We start from the raw sequence: 17,442 nt of genomic DNA, 5'->3' as shown, positions 1-17,442 counted from the left end.
GGGCGAGGTTCCTTTGGCGAGTGTTCGCCCAGGGGGCGAAACTCGCGGCCTCGGTCGCGCACGAGGGTAGGCTCGGATCCATGGACGACGATCAGATCCGCACCCGCATCGAGGCCCTCGAGGACGAGGAGCGCAAGCTGCGCGCCGAAGAGGGCGCGGCCGCCGAGACCGGCCACGACGACCTCATCGCGCGCGACGCCGAGCGGCTGGCCGCGATCAAGGTCGAGCTCGACCAGCTCTGGGACCTTCTGCGCCAGCGCGAGGCCAAACGTCGCGCCGGGGAGGATCCCGACACCGCGCAGCTCCGCTCTGAGGGGACCGTCGAGGACTACCTGGGCTAGGTCCCTCAGCGCGCCAGCCGTTCCAGCGCTTCCGCCAGCACCGCGACGCCGCGGTCGAGATCATCCGGCGAGGTGTACTCGTCAGGATGGTGGCTGACGCCGTCGCGCGACGGGACGAAGATCATCCCGACGGGGATGCGGCGGCCCATGATCATGGCGTCGTGGTAGGCGCCGGAGATCATGCGGCGGAAGCTGAGGTCGAGCGCCTCGCAGGCGGCGACCGAGGCGTCGATGATCGTGGGGTCGCATGCCACGGGTGTGTCGACGACGATCTCGTCGACGGTGACCGTGAGGCGACGTGCGGCGGCGATCGCGTGCGCCGTCGCGACGATCTCGTCGACAATCGCTTCACGCGCGTGCGCGTCGCTGTCGCGCACGTCGACGTCGAGCGTCACCGTGCCCGGCACGACGTTGATCGCGCCCGGCCATGCGCGCACGACGCCAACGGTGCCGACGGTCGAGCCGCTCGGCGAGCCGGTCGCGAGCCGCTCGATGGCGACGATCGCCTCGGCCGCGCCGACCAACGCGTCGTGGCGCAGGGCCATCGGGGTCGCACCCGCGTGCGTCGCGGCGCCTTCGTAGGTCAGCCGGAAGTCGTGAGGCGCGGCGATCGCCTCGACGATGCCGATCGGCTCGCCGTGGGTTTCGAGCACGATCGCCTGCTCGATGTGGAGCTCGATCAGCGCATGCACGCTGACCGGGTCGATGGTCGCGTCGGCGAGCCGGTCGGGATCGAAGCCCGCCAGCCGCAGCGCCGAGGCCATCGACACGCCATCGCGATCGACCAGCCGGTCGAGGTCGGCGCGGGTCAGCTCGCCGGCCGCGGCGCGTGAGCCGACGCAGCCGGTCCCGAAGCGCGGCTCCTCGCCGGCCCAGGCGATGACCTCGATGGTGCGGCGCGGCGCGAACCCGGAGGTGCGCAGCGACTCGACCGCCTCGATGGCGCCGAGCACGCCCAAGACACCATCGTAGGCGCCGGCGTTCAGCGTGGTGTCGACGTGGGAACCGGTGAGCACGCGCGGCGCGTCGCCTTCCGCTCCTGCCCACGTCCCGAAGAGGTTGCCGACGGCGTCGAGCCGCGGCTCGAGCCCCGCTTCACGCATCCACGCCATGACGCGCTCGAGCGCGGCGGCGTAGGTCCGCGTGTAGATCTCGCGCGTGATCCCGCCGGCGGCGGGATCGTCGTTGTAGGTCGCCAGCTCGGCGATCCGGGCGTGCAGGCGGCCGGGCGCGTCGGTCACCTCGCGCAAGCTACCGATGCTTAGGCCGTGCGTTGCCCGGGAACTGATCGGCCATGCTCGCCGCCTCCGAGGTGCGCCTGGACACGAACGCGCTGGACTTCGCGATCCTCGGCGTCTATTTCGTCGTCGTTCTCGGCGTGGGCTTCATCGCACGCCGCTACGTCAAGACGAGCCTGGACTATTTCCTGAGTGGTCGGAGCCTGCCCGCCTGGATCACGGGCCTGGCGTTCGTGTCGGCCAACCTCGGCGCGACCGAGATCCTGGGCATGGGCGCCAACGGCGCGCAGTACGGGGTCGCGACGGTCAACTACTACTGGATCGGCGCCGTGCCGGCGATGGTCTTCCTCGGCCTGGTGATGATGCCGTTCTACTACGGCGCCCGCGTGCGGTCGGTGCCCGAGTACCTGCTGATGCGCTTCGACAAGCGCTCGCACCTGTTCAACTCGTGGACCTTCGCGCTGGCGACCGTGCTGATCGCGGGCGTCAACCTGTTCGCGTTGGCCTTGGTGTTGAAGCTGCTGCTCGGCTGGCCGATCCTGCTCGGCATCGTGATCGCGGCCGGGATTGTGTTGGCCTACATCACGCTCGGCGGCCTCTCCTCGGCGATCTACAACGAGGTCCTGCAGTTCTTCGTGATCATGGCCGCGCTGATCCCGCTGACGATCGTCGGCCTGCACGACGCCGGCGGCTGGGGCGGGCTGAAGGACAAGATCGGCCAGAGCAAGCTCGGTGAGGCCGGGCTGCATGCGCTCCAGGGGACCGATCCCGGGCATGTGACCAACCCCATCGGCGCGACCTGGATCGGCATCGTCTTCGGCCTCGGGTTCATCCTGTCCTTCGGCTATTGGACCACGAACTTCGCCGAGGTCCAGCGGGCGCTGTCGGCGCGCGACCTGAGCGCCGGGCAGCGCACGCCGCTGATCGGCGCCTATCCCAAGCTGCTGATCCCGGCGGTCGTCGTGATCCCGGGGATGATCGCGCTGTGGAAGATCCCGAACCTGGGTGGCGGTGACGCGGACCTGGCCTACAACAACGCGATCCCGCTGTTGATGAACGAGTACTTGCCCAACGGCATGCTCGGCATCGCGCTGACGGGGTTGATGGCGTCGTTCATGGCCGGTGTGGCGGCGAACGTCAGCGCGTTCAACACGGTGGTGACGACCGACATCATCGAGCCCTACATCGCCAAGGATCGCGATGACGCGTTCTACATCAGGGTCGGTCGGTACGTGACGGTCGGCGGAGTCGTGGTGGCGATCGGCACGGCGCTGATCGCCTCGGGCTACCAGAACTTGATGAACTACCTGCAGGCGCTCTTCTCGATCTTCAACGCGCCGCTGTTTGCCACGTTCATCATCGGGATGTTCTGGAAGCGGGTGACCTCGGCGGCGGGCCTGTGGGGGCTGGTGGCCGGGACGATCGCGGCGCTGGTGACCTACGTGGGGTACAAGTGGGCCGGCTGGTTCACGTTCGGCTCCGACCTCGACGAGTCGTTCTGGGGCGCAGGCGCGGCGTTCGTCGTCGACGCCGTCGTGACAGTCGCGGTGACCCTGGTGACCAAGCCCAAACCGGTCGAGGAGCTCCAGGGGCTGGTGTGGGGCATGGCCAACGAGGAGGACGCCGCGACCGCCACGGCCCACGACAAGTGGTGGGAGTCGCCCAAGTTGCTGGGCTTCGGGGCAATCGCCCTGGGCGTCATCCTGACCATCATCTTCTTCTAGGAGCGTGACGCGATGAGCGATCAGCGAGCAGGAGAGACGCCGGAGCAGAGCACCGGCACGCGCGAGGCGCAGGCCGCCAACCTCTTTGACCTGCGGCGGATCATCGGCGGGTTGTTCGTGCTCTACGGCATCGTGCTGACGATCGTCGGCCTGGGCGACTCCGACCAGGAGATCGCGAAGGCCGCGGGTGTCCACATCAACTTGATCGCCGGGCTGGGCATGCTGGCGTTGGGGATCTTCTTCATCGCTTGGGCGCTGCTGCGTCCGCTGGGCAAGCAACTGCAGGAAGAGGAGCGCAAGCGGGCGGAGCGGGGCGGGCCCTAGGCCTGGCGCCGCGCGCGGGCGCGGGCGCCTCACGGCTCCGCCGGCCGTGCAGCCGCGCGTCCGCGTCGCCCTACTCCTCCACCAGGCTCGCCCCCGGCGACGGCGCGACCTCATAGGCGCCCTTGGGCAACCTCATCTCCGGCGGGAAGAGCGCGAGCACGTGTCCGCCGAAGCCGCCACCGACCATCCGCGCCCCAACCGCGCCGGCGTCCAGACAACGACGGACCGTCCGCTCCACGGCCTTGGTCGAGGCGTCGTAGCAGTCACGCAGGCTGGCGTGCGAGGCGTCGAGCAGACGCCCGACCTCCTCGGGGTCTCGCGCGCGCAACGCCGCCACCATCTCGTCCACCCGTGCGTTCTCAGAGAGCACGTGCTCCGCGCGACGCCGCAGGAGGTCCGGGAGCGTTGCGACCTGCTCGGCCGTCGCGTCGCTGAGCCGGTGGACGTCGAGCCGCCATGCGGCCTCGTCACACTCCGAGCGACGCTGGTTGTAGCCGCTGGCGGCCAGCGAGTGCGTCTCGCCGGAGTCCACGGTCGCAAGGCGCCATTCGCCGAGATCGAGCCGGACAGACGTCGTGGCCATGGTGGCGAAGTCGATCCGCAGCGCATTGCCATCGCTCCCCAGCAGCGACGCGGTCTGGTCGAGCAAGCCGGTCTGGGCCCCGACCCAGTCGTTCTCGACCTTCGAGCACAGGCGGGCCAGCGCGAGCCGATCGGGCTCGGTCTCGCCGGCGAGACCGAGCAGCGCCAGCGCGAGCGCGACCTCCAGCGCAGCCGACGACGACAGGCCCGAGCCCTGCGCCAGCGTTCCGGCGATCTCCAAGCGGGCGGGGACGAGCGTGTGCCCGGCCGCGGTCAGCTCGGCGACGACGCCGCGGACGAACGCGCGCCAGCCATCGTCGCCGTCGCGCGGCGGGTGGGCCATGGGGAAGGCGTCCTGAGCACCGTCGTCGATGTCATAGGCGATCGCCTCGATGCGATCGCCGGCGATCGCCGTGGCGGTGACCATGACGCCGTCCTCGATGGAAAACGGCAGGCTGAGGCCGCCGTTGTAGTCGGTGTGCTCGCCGATGAGGTTCACGCGGCCGGGGCCGAAGGCGCTGATGCGGGTCATGGCTCGATAATGCAGCCGTCCGGCACGATCGCTGGCCCTGTGACACTTCCGTCACCGACAATTTGCACGCTCGCGCCGAACGTGACATCGCCGTGCACGGTGAGGCTGTGCGCGGCGCGTAGCGACGGCGCGCCGTCGGGGAAGCGCCGTTCGAGATCCGCGAGCGTCTTGTAGTACTTGGGGTCGAGCGCGACGACCGGCGGCGGGCCGTCAAAGGCGGGAGAGACGTGGCCGTCGTCGTCTAAGGCATAGGCGTCGGAGCGGATGAGCAACAGGTCGTCGGTCGTCTTGACCGGCGCAAAGCGCGTGCGGGGCACGAGCACGGCGCGGGCGCCCTCGATCGCGCCGATCGCGGCGCCCATCGCGGTCTCAAGTTGGAGCACGGAAGGGCTCGAAGCATCGCGCGGGTCGACGGTCTTGCGGTTGACGATCAGCGGGAGCGCGGGGCCTGCGGGGTCCTTCTTGAGGAGCTGTTGCAGAGCCCGGAGATCGACCCAGAGGTTGTTGGTGTTGTAGAAACGCCAGCGGTCGACGTCGGTGAACGACGCGTCGCCGGGCGGCGCCTGGGCCGTCTCACGCAGGATGAGCCGTCCATCGCGGCGAGCGATGTGGCCGCCCTTGCGATCGGCGGCCGTCCCGCGCACGACCTCCATCACGAACGGGACGCCATGGGCATCGGCCCAGGCCGGAACGCGCGCGTCGACCTCGGCGCCCAAGTTGTCGCTGTTGCTCACGAACGCCCAGTCGATCCCGGTGCCGAGCAGCGTCGCGAGCATGCCGGAGGCGTGCAGCGACACATACAGGTCGCCGTGGCCGGGCGGGCACCACTGCAGCTCGGGGTCGGCCGGCCAGTCGACGGGCGCGAGCGTGTCGGCGCGGAGCTTGGGCTCGCGGGACTGCAGGAAGTCCGGCGGGATGCCGGGAACGGCGAGCGCCGCGGGAAGAGCTTCCAAGGTTCGTGCGCGCGTGGAGAAGGAGTCGAGGTGGACGAGGGGCAGCCGAGCGGCGTGGCGCGTTCGCAGCGCGAGGACCTGACGGGCGATCACGTCGAGGAACGTGTGGCCGGGCTTGACCTCGATCAGCGACTTCGGGCCGTGCAGGCCCATGGACGTCCCGAGCCCGCCATTGAGCTTGATGACCGCGAGACGGTCGAGGATGGCGGTCGGGTCGTCGCCCACGTCGAGCTCCTCGAGTGCCGGGACGTCGGCGACCGGCTCGAGCGCATCGCCGGGGAGCAGACCGGCTTCGGGGTCCTGCAACTGCGCGAAGCGGCGCGCGAAGGCAGCGAGGACCGACTCGCCGGCACCGTCAGCGCGCAGGCGCTGCAGAGAGAGGTCCAACGCGTCGGCGGTCACCTCCGGGACGCTACCCGCCGATCGCGTCCGTCTCGCGCGCGTAAGCTCCGGGGCGATGACGCCCAAGCAGATCGCGATCACCTCCACCGGCGCGATCGTGCTCGGCTGCCTGATCGCCTGGCTCGGGACGACGACGTGGCTGGACTCCATCGGCATCACCGTCGGCGGCATCGGCCTCGTCGGCGTGATCTCGGCGGCGTTCTACGCGGTGGGGCAGTCCGAGGACCGCGAGCGGGCGGCGGACGAGGCGGCACGGCGCGACCGCGGTACGGGCCCACCGGTCTGATCACGCCAGGCCAGCCGCGTGCCCACCATCACCGGCCGCTAGAATCCGCCACCCTCGGCTGGGTAGCTCAGCTGGTTAGAGCGCACGACTCATAATCGTGAGGTCCGGGGTTCGAGTCCCCGCCCAGCTATAGGCCGAAAGACCCGCAAATCGCGGGTCTTTCTCTTTCGGGGCAAGACACTTCGACGATCGAAACGCCCTTGTCGCGCCCTTGCGCCGTCGGTTACGCGGCGTCTTTGCCGAGGTAGTCGTTGAGCGCAACCGTCGCGTCGAGCAGAGCGGACTTCAGCGTGGCGAGGCGCTCATCGGCCTCTGCAGCATCTTTCGCGGGCGCTGTGACGTCGCGAAGTCGACGGAGTCCCGGATCAGACGGATGGTGTCCCGCGTGAAGGAGGGCACCGATTGGAGCATCTTGCCTATAGAGGTAGACCTCCTGTGTCTGCTCAGGTTCAGCACCGTCATGGATAACTCCAATTCGGTGGTCGGATTCAAGTCGAGACTTGATGTCGTCTAGCACGCCGATCGTGATACGCCCGCGCTTGTAGGCAGAGCGAAGTTCTCGGAGCGTTGCGAGCGCAACTTTTCCTGGAGCATCATCTACTCGCTCAACCAGTTGGTCAGGAGTGATGTTGTCTTCGGCCATTGTCAATATTCCTTACATTTGGTAATAAATAGCTGCAAGGAAGATAGCAAGAGCAGTTGGAAATGTCAAGTCAAGGAAAAAATGATCTTTGGAATTTTCCTCTCGGCCAATCGATTGCGGGCGAGGCGCCGCCGGGAGGGATTCTCCCGGCGGCGCCTCGTCAACGTCTACTTGTTAGCGCAGTACGAGCACAGGGGAAGACCGCCTGTGCCGTTGACGCGGTTGTACGACTCGATGTTGTTGCCCGTGGTGCATGTGTTGTCGTTGTGATGTACACCGGTATTGGGCAACTTCGAGTGGAACGCGGCCACCGTGGCCATGGAATAGCCGCTCATAATCGTGAGGTCCGGGGTTCGAGTCCCCGCCCAGCTATATAGCTCGTTTGCAGGGCTTTTGGCGCTTTTCGAGGCGTCTCGCGACGCCCGAAATTGCCCCGCTGCAAACGGGGGTGCAAACACGACGCGCCTGCCGGACGCCGCGAAGTGCCGCGCCGTCGGGAGCACATGCCTGCTCCCGACGGTCTGGTCATCGCCGTGCCCGAAGCGCTCGTCGAAGTGCTGGTGGCGCGCGTCGCTGAGCGACTCGCTCGACCGGCGGCTGAGCCCTGGGTCGGCGTCGAAGCGGTCGCCGCGCACCTCGGGTGCCGGCGGCAGCGGATCTACGACCTCGTCTCCCGACGTGGTCACGGTGCCATCCCGTTTCGCAAGGACGGCTCGCGGTTGTTGTTCCGGTTGTCTGAGATCGACGCATGGCTCGCGCCGCCGCGCCGGTGAGGCACCTTCGGCTCGTCTCGACTCCAACCCAGGAGATCGAGATGGCTAAGAGCAAGTCCACGCTGGTCCGTACCGACGCGCCGGGTGTGTATCGGCGAGGCAAGATGTATGCCTACGTCTCTCGCGTCGAAGGGCGGCAGAAATGGGGTAGCGCGCCGACGCTCGCCGCTGCCCGGAAGGCGAAGCGCCAGGCGGAGGCCGACGCCGACCGCGGGCTGATCGTGGACGTCGAGAACATCAAGTTCGGCGACTACGCTCGGCACTGGATCCTGACCTACCAGGGGCGTACGTCGAGCGGCTTCCGCGAGTCGACCCGCCGCTGGTACCGCCAGGTGCTGGAGCAGCGGATCATCCCGTACTTCGACTCGCATCGGATCTGCCTCGGCGACATCCGCCCGCGCGACGTCAAGGCGTTCATCGTCTGGCTGTTGGAGCAGGAGGACCCGCGCCGGCCCGGCCGCAAACTCGCGAAGGAGTCGATCCGCCACCACGTCGCGGTGCTCCGTGCCCTGCTCGCCGACGCGACCGAGGAGGACGTCATCCGCTCGAACCCGGCGAGCGGCGTCCGCGTCTCGGTGCCAGAGGGCGAGGGCACGGGTCGGCCGCTCGTGGAGGGCAAGAAGGCGATGACGGTCGTGCAGCTTCGGGCGCTGTTGGAGGAGGTCCCGTCGGAATGGCGGCTGTTCTTCGAGTTCATGGCCCACACCGGGCTGCGCATCGGCGAGATGATCGAAGTGCGCTGGGGCCGGGACCTCGTCGTCGGCGACGAGCCCGTGTTGCGGGTGCGCTGGCAGTTCGCCGACGGCCAGGTGCGCGAGCCCAAGACGCGCTACGGCAAGCGAGATATCCGATGTCGCCGCGCTTGGTGGCGCGGCTCGTTGCTGCCGCGGGCGGCGAGCCGGTCGACGGCGAGCTGGTGTTCACCAGCAGCGTCGGGACCCGCGTAGACCGGCGCAACATCTACAACAACGTCTTCGGGCCGGCGGCGAAGCGAGCTGGCCTGCCGTGGGTGACCCTCCACACCTTCCGCCACACCTGCGCTTCGCTGTTGTTCGCACCGGCCGAGCGCGGGGGAGGAGGCAAGAACGTCAAGCAGGTCCAAGCGTGGCTCGGCCACCACTCGGCGGCGTTCACGCTCCATCAGTACGTGCATCTGGTCGACGCCGGCATGGGGGAGGCGGACTTCTTCGATGACTTGCTCGCAAGCTAGACGTACATGTTGCTCGCTAGCTCGCCTGCGAGCCAGTGGAACTTGACAACGCCGCCGCCTCATCCGATATCATTCGCGCGCAATTTCCTTAACAACAAGACCCCCGCGACCGCGCTAACGGCCCGGGGGCATGACCCAAGGAGAACCGATCTCCCATGAGTGCCCACCAGGGTAGCTACGCCTGCCGTATTACCGTCGACCGCCAGACGGCCGACGTCCTGCGCGAGGAGTCCAAGCTGGTCTTGGTCTTCAACCACGAGACGTTCGAGGACTTCTCGGACTTCACCCCGGTCGGCCAGGAAGCGCTGGCCGACATCTTCAGCGACGCCATCGCGGTCATCAAGGCCGTCGGTTGGGAGCCAGCGCCAGACGACGCCGAGCAGTTCGAGATCCCGTTGACCGCCGGCCACATCGAGCAGCTCCACAAGCGCCGTGACGACCTCGACGCGACCATCCTCGACCTCCTCGACGACCTCGAAGGGGCCGAGACCGACGAGCAGGCCGCCGCGATCGACGCCGAGATCACCACCACCCACCGCGCCACAGAAACGCTAGACCGGTTGTTCACCGACTACACCCACGCGACCACGCCATAGACACGACTCGGCTCAGCGGGCGGCACCCTTCGCCGCCCGCACCGCCCCCGCTCTCGCCGGCCAAGACCAGTCACGGCACGCATCGCACCATCACCCCGACCAACTTCTTTCCAGACCCTTCGCCCACCGCATCGAAGCCACCCACCACCCTTGGGCAGCCGCTCGCCCCGCAGCCAAGGAACCCGGCCCGTAGTGGGCTCGACCACCCGCACACGCCATTCAGACGAAGTCAATGGTGGGTGCGGGTGGTCGAGCACGCGGAGGGCCCGGAAACCCATTGGCTGCGGGGCGAGCGGCACTCCAACCCGTTCCACGGCAGAACGGGTTGCTGAACGGGTAGACAGACCCGTGCTGAACGGGTAGAGCACCGGTCCAATCTCCACGGTGAACGCCAGTTCGGCCGGCGGCGCCAGCCACGCGAGGTTCCACAGACCGTAACTCGTCGTTCGTCTCCCAACGTCGCGTGCGGAAGATAGATGGCGCCGGCACCGCCCCTCCCCTCGCTGCCCCGGACCACCTTGCGTCAGGCAACCCGGCAGCGAGCTGAGCGCAATCCTCGTCGGCGGTGCGACGCGATCGCGCTATCTATCTACGGCCGTGGCTACCCCGCGAACTTCGGCCCGTCGTCACGCCACACGACGTCAGTCCCGACCGTGTCGCGATACGACGGTGTCGTCTCGGAGGTTCTCCAATCACGCGATAGCAGTAGTCGGTATACGCCGGAGAAAGTGCCCGCTCGCTTCTCCACGTCGCCCGCGCGAGAGGCACGACCGCGGTGGTCGCCGGCCGCGCGCACTCCAGCGGCCCGCCTTTCGGCCTCATGGCGACGCCCGGAGGCTCCGCGTCGTCCGCCGTAATGGCCCGAACGCTTGCGGGCCGCCACCGGCCAGCACGTCCACCCTGCGCTTACCTGAGGCCCTCGTGCACCACGGGTTCCAGACCCACGCCGACCGCTTCCGTTCCCTCATTGCCCGCGCCACGACCCCGCATGCTCGTTGCCAAGCGGCGCAGTCCCTGCGACGCTGGCGGCCCGAAGCGCCTCGGACCGCCAGCGCCGCCGGCGGCGGCGATGGCGCTCACCCCGCCAGCGCCGCGGTCGGCGCAGCGTCGAACGGCGGATCGTCTCGGTGCTGGTCGAGCACGTCGCGGAGTCGCCGATCGGCGCCGCCCTTCGTCGCGGCGGTCCACAGGCGCTTCCACTGGTCGGCGCAGGCGCCGACCGGCTCGGTTCGGCGCAGGTAGATCACCGCCGACTCCATCGTGTGATCGTCGCCGTAGTGGCCGATGAAGCAGGCGGGCTGGTGGTCGACATCGACGAGCAGGGTGCTGGTCCTGGGGTAGAAGTTCCGGAGCGCCCGGCCCCGATCCGCCGACACGAGCCGCAGCTCGGCCCCAGCGTCGTCGTGGCGGCGGATGTACTCGCGCAGCAGCACGCGCTCATCCCGGTCGGCGAGCTGTTCAGGGGTGACGATGCGCAGGCGCAGGACCTTGAGGTCGTCGGTGTCGATGCGCCGCAGCTGAGTATCGAGGCACCGGGCCACCTCGGGCTTCGTGAACCAGTCGCTGAGCGGCAGATGATCGACCGCGCGCACGTCGTGCGTTGCCTCCTGGCTGAGTGTCTTGATCCACTCGTTCGCCTCGTCCTCGTCTTCGGTAGAGATGACGCCGTTGAGGATCGATTCCTGCTCGGCGACGCTGCGTTGGTGGTGACGAGCTAGGAAACGCACCGCGACCGGGCTCAGCGATCGGTCGGAGATCAGCGCGAAGATCGAGTTGCCCACCAGCCGCTCGATGCGGCCGAGCTTGGCGTAGATGATGCGGCCGAACCCGACGATAAAGCCGATCACCAGGCAGAGGACGCCGATGCGGGGGGCGAGGTCCCCGTCGACGAGCTGCAACGCGAACCCGGTGAGCGCTCCGACGATCGCGAGCCCGAACCAGAACACGTCGGGCGGCACCCGGCCGATGTGCGCGAGCACGCGCCGAAGGAGCCGGTTGCGGCGCCCTGTTGCCTCGTGGTCGTCGTTGGGTGAACGGGACATGTACTGGTCCTTGATCAGTGTCTGAGACGGTCGAGGAGCTTCCAACGGTCGCGGGGTCCACTCGATACGTGCCGGATTGGGAGGCGAGCGATGTCGCCGGTCGCCAGCGCCGACTCCTCGTGGTTGCCGCACCAGCGGCAGCCGGGCTCGCGGCGCGGCGTGATCTCCATCGTCTCGCCGCTGGCGGGGAACGTGAGGCGGTGGTCGAGGATGTCGGGCTCGGCAAGCCCGATCGCCGCGAACAGGAAGGTGTTCATCGCGCCGGCGACGGCTTGCGCGTTGAGCGTGATCACCGACGGGTCAACGACCTCCGGGGTCCCGAGGTAGTTCTGTGCCTCTCGCTCGTCTTCGGACAGGGCCTCCTGTTGGAGGACGAACGGGTCGACCAGTTGCTGGCAGACCAGACAGCCGCTGTGCGGCCACACAGGACGCACCGCCGTATAGGCCGTGGTGACCTGGCCGTTGGCCGTCTCGACCTTCGCGCCGATCTGGACGCCCGGGATCAGGAACACGTGGCCAAGGGCGTTGAAGACCAAGCGGCTCGTGTGGCTGTCGCCGGCCAGGAAGAGGAAGTCGCAGTGCTTCAACGCCTCGACGGCCTCGTTGCTCGAGACGTCGGCGTCGAGCGAGTTGAACGTGATGCGCGGATTGATCGAGCGCGCGTGACGGCGAGCGACCTTGACCTTCTTACGCCGGAACCGCGCGTCGCGGCGTCGCGCGCCGACGATCCGCGACAGGTTGTGCACCTTGACCACGTCGAAGTCGACGGCCGTGATCCCGCCGACCCCGAGGTGCGCGAGCTCTTCGATGATCATCGACCCGCCGCCGCCCGCGCCGATGACCCCAACGTGCATCGCGCCGAGGCGCCGCTGCCCGTCGGCGCCGAACAGGCGCACCTGCCGGTCGAACCGGCCTTCGGCCTGGCCGGCGCCGACCTCCGAAGCCGTCGCCGTCAACCGCCGTAGCCGATGGTCGAGGACTACCACGTGATCGACGTCGGCCGGCGGTGAGCCGGAGGTCCAGACCTCGCCGGCGGCCGACTCCTGCCCGAACACCATCCCGATCACGGGCGCGCCCGTGAGGTCGACCAAGTGCGGGAACAGTCGCTGGTGGGCGTTCAGGTCGTCGCCCGACAGCCCGACGGTGTCCCGTGCGAGCGGGTGGCTGTGCGCCGAGATGAACATGAGCCCGGCCTCGGCCGCGCGGTTGGCCCACTCCGCGATGCGCAGCGGCGCGATCTGCCGGTAGCCGTGGACGCCCGGGCCGAAGTCCTCCGGACTGAGGAGCTCGACCTCGCGCACGAGGAGTTGGGTCACGCCCTGCAGCTCGACCGGGGCGGCGAGCAGCAGCGCGCCGTGCTCGTCCTGGTCGTCCTGGAAGAGGTGCCCATGCAAGGCGTCCTCGTGATGGGCCCCCATACGGACCGCGTACCGGCGGCTCACAGGACAGTCCTCAGCCACTCGCAGACCTCATGAACTGCGCCGGCGGCGGTGTCGATGCCGGGGTTCCACCGGTTGAAGCGCAGCGACGCCTGGATGTAGGTGCCGCCGTCGAACCCGACGCCGCGCCGGACGTTGTCGGGCCAGTTGCCCTCGAGGCGCTCTAGGTCGCTGAGCAGGTAGTACGGGTAGATCGCCGCGTCGGGGTAGTTGTAGGGCAAGTGGAACCGCAGCTCGGCGAGCGAGACCCGCCACTGCGGCCCGAAGTCCAGATCGGAGACACGCACGAACGCGCCTCCGTCACCGTCGGGCTTGGACGCGACGGCCTCGGCGCCAAACTCCGCCTTCAGCTCGTCGATCGCGCGTGCGACGGCGACGCTAGTGGTCGCCGGCCCGCTCACGAGACGTCCTGACCGCTCACTGCGGTGAACTTGTCCTCGGCGTGGACCTTGATCTGCTCGTTGGGGTCGACGAGCTCGAGCTTCTTGCCCTTGTGCAGGTAGAGCTTGAAGTCGAAGGGCACGCCGGCCGCGGCGAGGATCTCGCTGCCGGTCGCGTGGTCGTCGGGGAGGGTCACCGGCCGGTTGTTGACCGTCACCGTCGTCGGCTTGGCCTTCTTGCGCTCTGAGGAGGGGAGCGTCTCGGACATGGTCGCGCCTTTCAGACGTCAACTACAATGAAGTTACTGTAGTTTGCCGCACAAGCAAGCCGGCTGTCAAGCCGGCTTGGTTCGGCGGCCTGGCGGCCGACCTGCGAGAAACGCGGGGCTAGCGGCCGGCGGCCGCGAGATCTGGCGCTGCGTGTGCCTGGTATGAGTACCGCCGACCGTGCTCGGCCGTCTTGTCAGTCTCGCGCGTCAGGGCACCAGCCTCGACGAGCTTCTTGAGGCGGTGGTTGATGTTCGGCACGGTGAGGTCGAGGCGCTCGGCCAGTTCGGGCGCGGTGAACTTGCCGAGCTCCTGCGCCGCCACAAGCGTCTCGGCCAGATGCGGGATCCCGGAGATGAGGTCGAGGTGCTCGCCCTTGAGCTCCACGAGCGACGCCTTGTGCCGCTCGAGCACCATCTCGATGGTCTCCCGGGTGTCGTCGCTCAGACCGGTGACGACGAGTGCGCGCTTCCTCGGGCTCTCCGCTCCGAACATCACCCGCAGGATCTTGAACAGCTCGTCGAAGAACGGCGGCGTGATCGCCCGGACGTCGTTGAAGCTGAGCACGAGGCTCGCGTCGTCGACAACTAGGCGGCGGACCTGGTCGCCGACGTCCTGGCCCTCGGCGCGTGTGGCGAGGACAGTTCCGTGATCGGCGAGGGCGAAGTTGACCGGCTTCATTGCGTCTGCTGCAGTATAGACGCTCTTCTTTCCGGTGCGTGTCATGCTCTTCCCATCCTCCTCGTTAGTCTAGGTGTACGGTTGCCGCGGCCGTGAAGCCGGCGACGGCGGTGGCCCTCGCGGTCGTCCACGCGCCTCCTCGCCAATACAGTCGGCCGGTCCCCGCCGCGATCGTAAGCGAAACGTCCAGGCCTCGGCGCACGGACAGGTTCACCATCGTGTCCAACCCGCCCCAGTTCTCGATGCTGCGGTCCCGCATCGCGTCGAGCGCGGCAGCGGCGTCCGGGTCGCTCGACACCGTCGTGTCCAGGTCGCTGACCACCAGCTGCAGCTCGTTCTCGTCGCGCTCGTGCATGGCCGACACGATCGCGGCCGTCGGCGAGTCCCGAGGGTGGCGGACTGCGTTGTCGAGCAGCGCGCCGGCCATGCCGCCGAGCCAGTTGGCAGCGGATCGACGGTAGTTGCTCATCAGCGGACCGGCGAGCCCGGCGCCGACCTCCCGCGCGGCCATCATCGTGTCGATCCGCCGCGCCGGCAGGATCACGTTCCGCGGGCGGCTCCTCGGCTGCTCCTCGCCGTCGGGCTCGCGCAGGATGAAGTGCGCGGGAAGCGTGCCTAGGGAGCCGCACAGCACCTGCCAGACGGCGCGATCGTCGGGCGGCTCGAAGACAACGTTGACCTGCTGGTAGCGCGCGAAGTAGTCGATCAACGACCGCAGCGACGTCGCCGACCACGCGTCGACGGCCGCGACGTGGCGCGCCGTCAGCATGACCTCGGCGGGCCGTCGCTGCGGAGCGGGCAGATGGATAAGGGCGGCTTCGCTGCGGATGTCGCCGCTGATCGACAGGGAGATGGGCATGGTGACGCACCTTCAGCCGGTGCGAAGCAGCGAGCGTAGCCGGTCGCGCCGACGGAAGGGGACGATGGAACCGCTCACGTTCTTGCCATCCGCTGAGCGCCCGTGCGTGCGCGGGAAGCGAGAGCGCTGAACGGACAAGATGGGGAAAGGGCGCTTACCGCGGCCGCATCGAGGTGGCGTAACTCGATATAAGCCCAGGCAGACGGTGCTGCTGGCTCCGGATACCGAGCGACGACCCAGGACATCGCACGTCAGGGGAGTCAGCGACAGGGGCGCTTCTCGCTGGCGCGCGTGCAAACATCTGCGAACGCAACCCGTCGAGACGAGCCGAAATCGCCCCGTCCGGTTACGTCAGTAAAGCGCCGATTACCAGGCGCTTTCCCACCACCACCACCAACAACACCGTAATACTCAGGAGCCCCTCATAATCGTGAGGTCCGGGGTCGAGTCCCCACCCAGCTATGACGACTTCGGCCTGTTCCTCCCGGAGTCCGCTTGCCTGGCGACGGTGCTGCCTGCCGCCTTGCTCGTCCGAGGCGCTGCGCGCCCGGTCGACGCCGTCGCTCCGGAGCGAGCGCGGCGTGCCGCGCCCACCTTGGCCTTCACGGCGCCCGCGGTCGCGCGCTGCGCGGGAGCCGCAGGCAGCTTCACCTCGCCCGCCATCCGCACTCCGAGGACGTCGGCGATCCGGGTCAGCCGATCCAGGCTGGTCCGGCCGTAGCGCTCGTTCTCGTAGCGCTGCACCTGCTGCTCGGCGACCCCGAGCTGCGAGGCAAGATCCTTTTGTGTCCAGTTGCGCGCGATCCGCGCCTCGATGAGGGCGTCGGGCAACTCGGAGATCCGCGACACCTTGTGTGTCTTGACCTTGCCGGCTCTCAAACGCTCATATCGGCGCACCCGCCGGCGCAGTTCCCCGAGCTCAGACTCCATGCCTTCCAGCATGGCTGCGTGCACGCGCGCGTCAACGCGGGGCTGCGGCCCCGCACGCCGCGCCTCATCGATCGCGCACTCGAACTTCTCGGCTTCCGCGCGCGTATTCAGATACTGCCGCTCGTTGGTGATCATCGAAGCTCCTTGAGATCGATCTTGATGATGCCCTCGACCTGGCCGGTGCGGCCGTCCTGCTGGAAGAACTGGAGGTAACGCGGGCCGAACGGCTCGCTCAGCCCGTCGGAGATCACGAGCTCGCCGCTTCTGTGCGCTGCGCGGGATCGTGAGCTTGAGCAGCGAGGGGTGGAGGTCGTCGCTGGAGACCCCGTCCGGCACCCAGCACGCGTCGAAGTCGCCAGGGATCTCCTTCTCATGATGAACCCCGGGCGGGAGGTTTCCGCTCTCGTCGAAGTCGGGGATCACAACGCTCAGTCTATCCGCCAACCCAACGGAATTGTTGTAAGGACTTCGGGGTGCGCCCGCTGTGTCGGGACGGGCGCCCGTCAGCTGTAAGGTCGCGGCTTGCCGGCGATGTACGCAAGACACATCGATGTCCGGCCTGATCGCCGCTCGGCGAATCCGCATCCAGCCATTGAAGGAGCTACACCAATGAGGATCGTTCGGACCCATCTGACGTACGCCAACGTCACGGCGTCGCTTGCGCTGTTCGTGGCGCTCAGCGGAAGTGCTTACGCAGCGATCAAGCTGCCGGCAAACAGCGTGGGCACGGCCCAGCTCCAGAGCAACGCGGTGACCTCGCCCAAGGTCTTGGACGGCTCGCTGCTCGCCGCGGACTTCAAGGCGGGCCAGCTTCCGGCCGGACAACGGGGGCCAAAGGGCCCGGCTGGATTAGTGGGCCCCGCCGGGCCGGCCGGTCCCCAGGGTCCCGCCGGATCCGCGGGTGGTGTCAGCGGCCTGGAAGTGATCTACGCCGCCAGCGTCGGCGGCGCGTTCACCGTCAAGTCGAGCGAGGCGCACTGCCCCTCGGGCAAGAAGGTCACCGGCGGCGGCTCTGTCATCGCCGGCGAGACGAACGCCAGGGTCACCGTCAGCGCTCCCGGCGCGGTCCCAAATCCGACCTCTTGGTACGTCGAGGCGATTGAGCCCACGGCCACCGGCGAGAGTTGGACGCTCTACGCCTACGCCGTCTGCGCGAACGTCGCGCCGTAAGGACCGGCGACTGGGACATAGCGAGCTTCCATATTTCGCTCTTTGTGGAAGCTCGCGATACCATCGTGCT

Annotated in this window: 20 protein-coding genes and 1 tRNA gene; 10 read left to right on the top strand and 11 right to left on the bottom strand. The window is 68.3% G+C overall.

The window, feature by feature from the left end; translation table 11 throughout:
• Window positions 1–80 precede the first annotated feature (80 nt).
• The gene (locus VGO10_RS01740) at window positions 81–341 is read left to right on the top strand and encodes a DUF2630 family protein (RefSeq protein WP_327464508.1); all 261 of its coding nucleotides are present in this window, start codon (window positions 81–83) and stop codon (window positions 339–341) included.
• 5 nt (window positions 342–346) lie between these two features.
• Here VGO10_RS01740 and VGO10_RS01735 read toward each other — a convergent pair whose 3' ends face one another.
• Window positions 347–1,582, bottom strand: coding sequence for a M20 family metallo-hydrolase (locus VGO10_RS01735; protein ID WP_327464506.1), 1,236 nt, complete (start codon window positions 1,580–1,582; stop codon window positions 347–349).
• 53 nt (window positions 1,583–1,635) lie between these two features.
• Here VGO10_RS01735 and VGO10_RS01730 point away from each other — a divergent pair, with 53 nt between their 5' ends.
• Together VGO10_RS01730 and VGO10_RS01725 are read left to right on the top strand one after the other, a co-directional pair.
• Complete coding sequence (locus tag VGO10_RS01730; RefSeq protein ID WP_327464504.1) at window positions 1,636–3,303, top strand: sodium:solute symporter family protein; 1,668 nt, start codon at window positions 1,636–1,638, stop codon at window positions 3,301–3,303.
• 12 nt (window positions 3,304–3,315) lie between these two features.
• Complete coding sequence (locus VGO10_RS01725; RefSeq protein ID WP_327464502.1) at window positions 3,316–3,627, top strand: hypothetical protein; 312 nt, start codon at window positions 3,316–3,318, stop codon at window positions 3,625–3,627.
• 70 nt (window positions 3,628–3,697) lie between these two features.
• Here VGO10_RS01725 and VGO10_RS01720 read toward each other — a convergent pair whose 3' ends face one another.
• Together VGO10_RS01720 and VGO10_RS01715 are read right to left on the bottom strand one after the other, a co-directional pair.
• On the bottom strand, window positions 3,698–4,741 hold the full coding sequence (locus VGO10_RS01720; protein WP_327464500.1) for a galactokinase: 1,044 nt from the start codon (window positions 4,739–4,741) through the stop codon (window positions 3,698–3,700).
• Window positions 4,738–6,096 (bottom strand): UTP--glucose-1-phosphate uridylyltransferase, encoded by a 1,359-nt coding sequence (locus tag VGO10_RS01715; RefSeq protein WP_327464498.1) that lies wholly within the window; start codon window positions 6,094–6,096, stop codon window positions 4,738–4,740. The genes VGO10_RS01720 and VGO10_RS01715 overlap by 4 nt, the downstream gene beginning before the upstream one ends.
• A 55-nt stretch (window positions 6,097–6,151) precedes the next feature.
• On the opposite strand from VGO10_RS01715, the gene VGO10_RS01710 reads away from it, so the two are divergent.
• Complete coding sequence (locus VGO10_RS01710) at window positions 6,152–6,382, top strand: hypothetical protein (RefSeq protein WP_327464496.1); 231 nt, start codon at window positions 6,152–6,154, stop codon at window positions 6,380–6,382.
• A 56-nt stretch (window positions 6,383–6,438) separates the two neighbouring features.
• A tRNA-Met gene (locus VGO10_RS01705) sits at window positions 6,439–6,512 on the top strand.
• A 93-nt stretch (window positions 6,513–6,605) separates the two neighbouring features.
• Here the strand turns inward: VGO10_RS01705 and VGO10_RS01700 are convergent.
• Window positions 6,606–7,025, bottom strand: a complete 420-nt coding sequence (locus tag VGO10_RS01700; RefSeq protein WP_327464494.1) for a hypothetical protein — start codon at window positions 7,023–7,025, stop codon at window positions 6,606–6,608.
• Window positions 7,026–7,528: 503 nt separating this feature from the next.
• On the opposite strand from VGO10_RS01700, the gene VGO10_RS01695 reads away from it, so the two are divergent.
• From VGO10_RS01695 to VGO10_RS01680, 4 genes are all read left to right on the top strand, one after another.
• On the top strand, window positions 7,529–7,798 hold the full coding sequence (locus VGO10_RS01695; protein WP_327464492.1) for a helix-turn-helix domain-containing protein: 270 nt from the start codon (window positions 7,529–7,531) through the stop codon (window positions 7,796–7,798).
• A gap of 41 nt (window positions 7,799–7,839) precedes the next feature.
• Window positions 7,840–8,745 (top strand): site-specific integrase, encoded by a 906-nt coding sequence (locus VGO10_RS01690; RefSeq protein WP_327464490.1) that lies wholly within the window; start codon window positions 7,840–7,842, stop codon window positions 8,743–8,745.
• A complete protein-coding gene (locus VGO10_RS01685) occupies window positions 8,715–9,008 on the top strand; it encodes a tyrosine-type recombinase/integrase (protein ID WP_327464488.1) in 294 nt (97 codons plus the stop codon). The genes VGO10_RS01690 and VGO10_RS01685 overlap by 31 nt, the downstream gene beginning before the upstream one ends.
• Window positions 9,009–9,163: 155 nt before the next feature.
• Complete coding sequence (locus tag VGO10_RS01680; RefSeq protein ID WP_327464486.1) at window positions 9,164–9,604, top strand: hypothetical protein; 441 nt, start codon at window positions 9,164–9,166, stop codon at window positions 9,602–9,604.
• 1,076 nt (window positions 9,605–10,680) lie between these two features.
• Here the strand turns inward: VGO10_RS01680 and VGO10_RS01675 are convergent.
• The 7 genes from VGO10_RS01675 to VGO10_RS01645 all read right to left on the bottom strand — a co-directional run bounded on the left by VGO10_RS01675 (window position 10,681) and on the right by VGO10_RS01645 (window position 16,337).
• Window positions 10,681–11,646: a hypothetical protein gene (locus tag VGO10_RS01675; protein ID WP_327464484.1), complete on the bottom strand. Its 966-nt coding sequence runs from the start codon at window positions 11,644–11,646 to the stop codon at window positions 10,681–10,683.
• Window positions 11,647–11,660: 14 nt separating this feature from the next.
• Window positions 11,661–13,088: a ThiF family adenylyltransferase gene (locus VGO10_RS01670; RefSeq protein ID WP_327464482.1), complete on the bottom strand. Its 1,428-nt coding sequence runs from the start codon at window positions 13,086–13,088 to the stop codon at window positions 11,661–11,663.
• Window positions 13,085–13,486, bottom strand: a complete 402-nt coding sequence (locus VGO10_RS01665) for an E2/UBC family protein (protein ID WP_327464480.1) — start codon at window positions 13,484–13,486, stop codon at window positions 13,085–13,087. Before VGO10_RS01665 ends, VGO10_RS01670 begins: the two co-directional genes overlap by 4 nt.
• Complete coding sequence (locus VGO10_RS01660) at window positions 13,483–13,734, bottom strand: multiubiquitin domain-containing protein (protein WP_327464478.1); 252 nt, start codon at window positions 13,732–13,734, stop codon at window positions 13,483–13,485. Before VGO10_RS01660 ends, VGO10_RS01665 begins: the two co-directional genes overlap by 4 nt.
• A 118-nt stretch (window positions 13,735–13,852) precedes the next feature.
• On the bottom strand, window positions 13,853–14,413 hold the full coding sequence (locus VGO10_RS01655) for a helix-turn-helix domain-containing protein (RefSeq protein WP_327464476.1): 561 nt from the start codon (window positions 14,411–14,413) through the stop codon (window positions 13,853–13,855).
• A gap of 64 nt (window positions 14,414–14,477) precedes the next feature.
• The gene (locus VGO10_RS01650) at window positions 14,478–15,272 is read right to left on the bottom strand and encodes a hypothetical protein (protein ID WP_327464474.1); all 795 of its coding nucleotides are present in this window, start codon (window positions 15,270–15,272) and stop codon (window positions 14,478–14,480) included.
• A 459-nt stretch (window positions 15,273–15,731) separates the two neighbouring features.
• Entirely contained in the window at window positions 15,732–16,337 is a 606-nt protein-coding gene (locus VGO10_RS01645; RefSeq protein WP_327464472.1) for a helix-turn-helix transcriptional regulator, read from the bottom strand.
• A 474-nt stretch (window positions 16,338–16,811) separates the two neighbouring features.
• Between VGO10_RS01645 and VGO10_RS01640 the strand changes: the two genes are divergently transcribed.
• Window positions 16,812–17,372, top strand: a complete 561-nt coding sequence (locus tag VGO10_RS01640; protein WP_327464470.1) for a hypothetical protein — start codon at window positions 16,812–16,814, stop codon at window positions 17,370–17,372.
• Window positions 17,373–17,442: the final 70 nt, after the last annotated feature.

The organism is Baekduia sp. (genome assembly GCF_035996765.1).
GTDB lineage: Bacteria > Actinomycetota > Thermoleophilia > Solirubrobacterales > Solirubrobacteraceae > Baekduia.
This window is presented reverse-complemented; position numbering and strand designations above follow the sequence as displayed.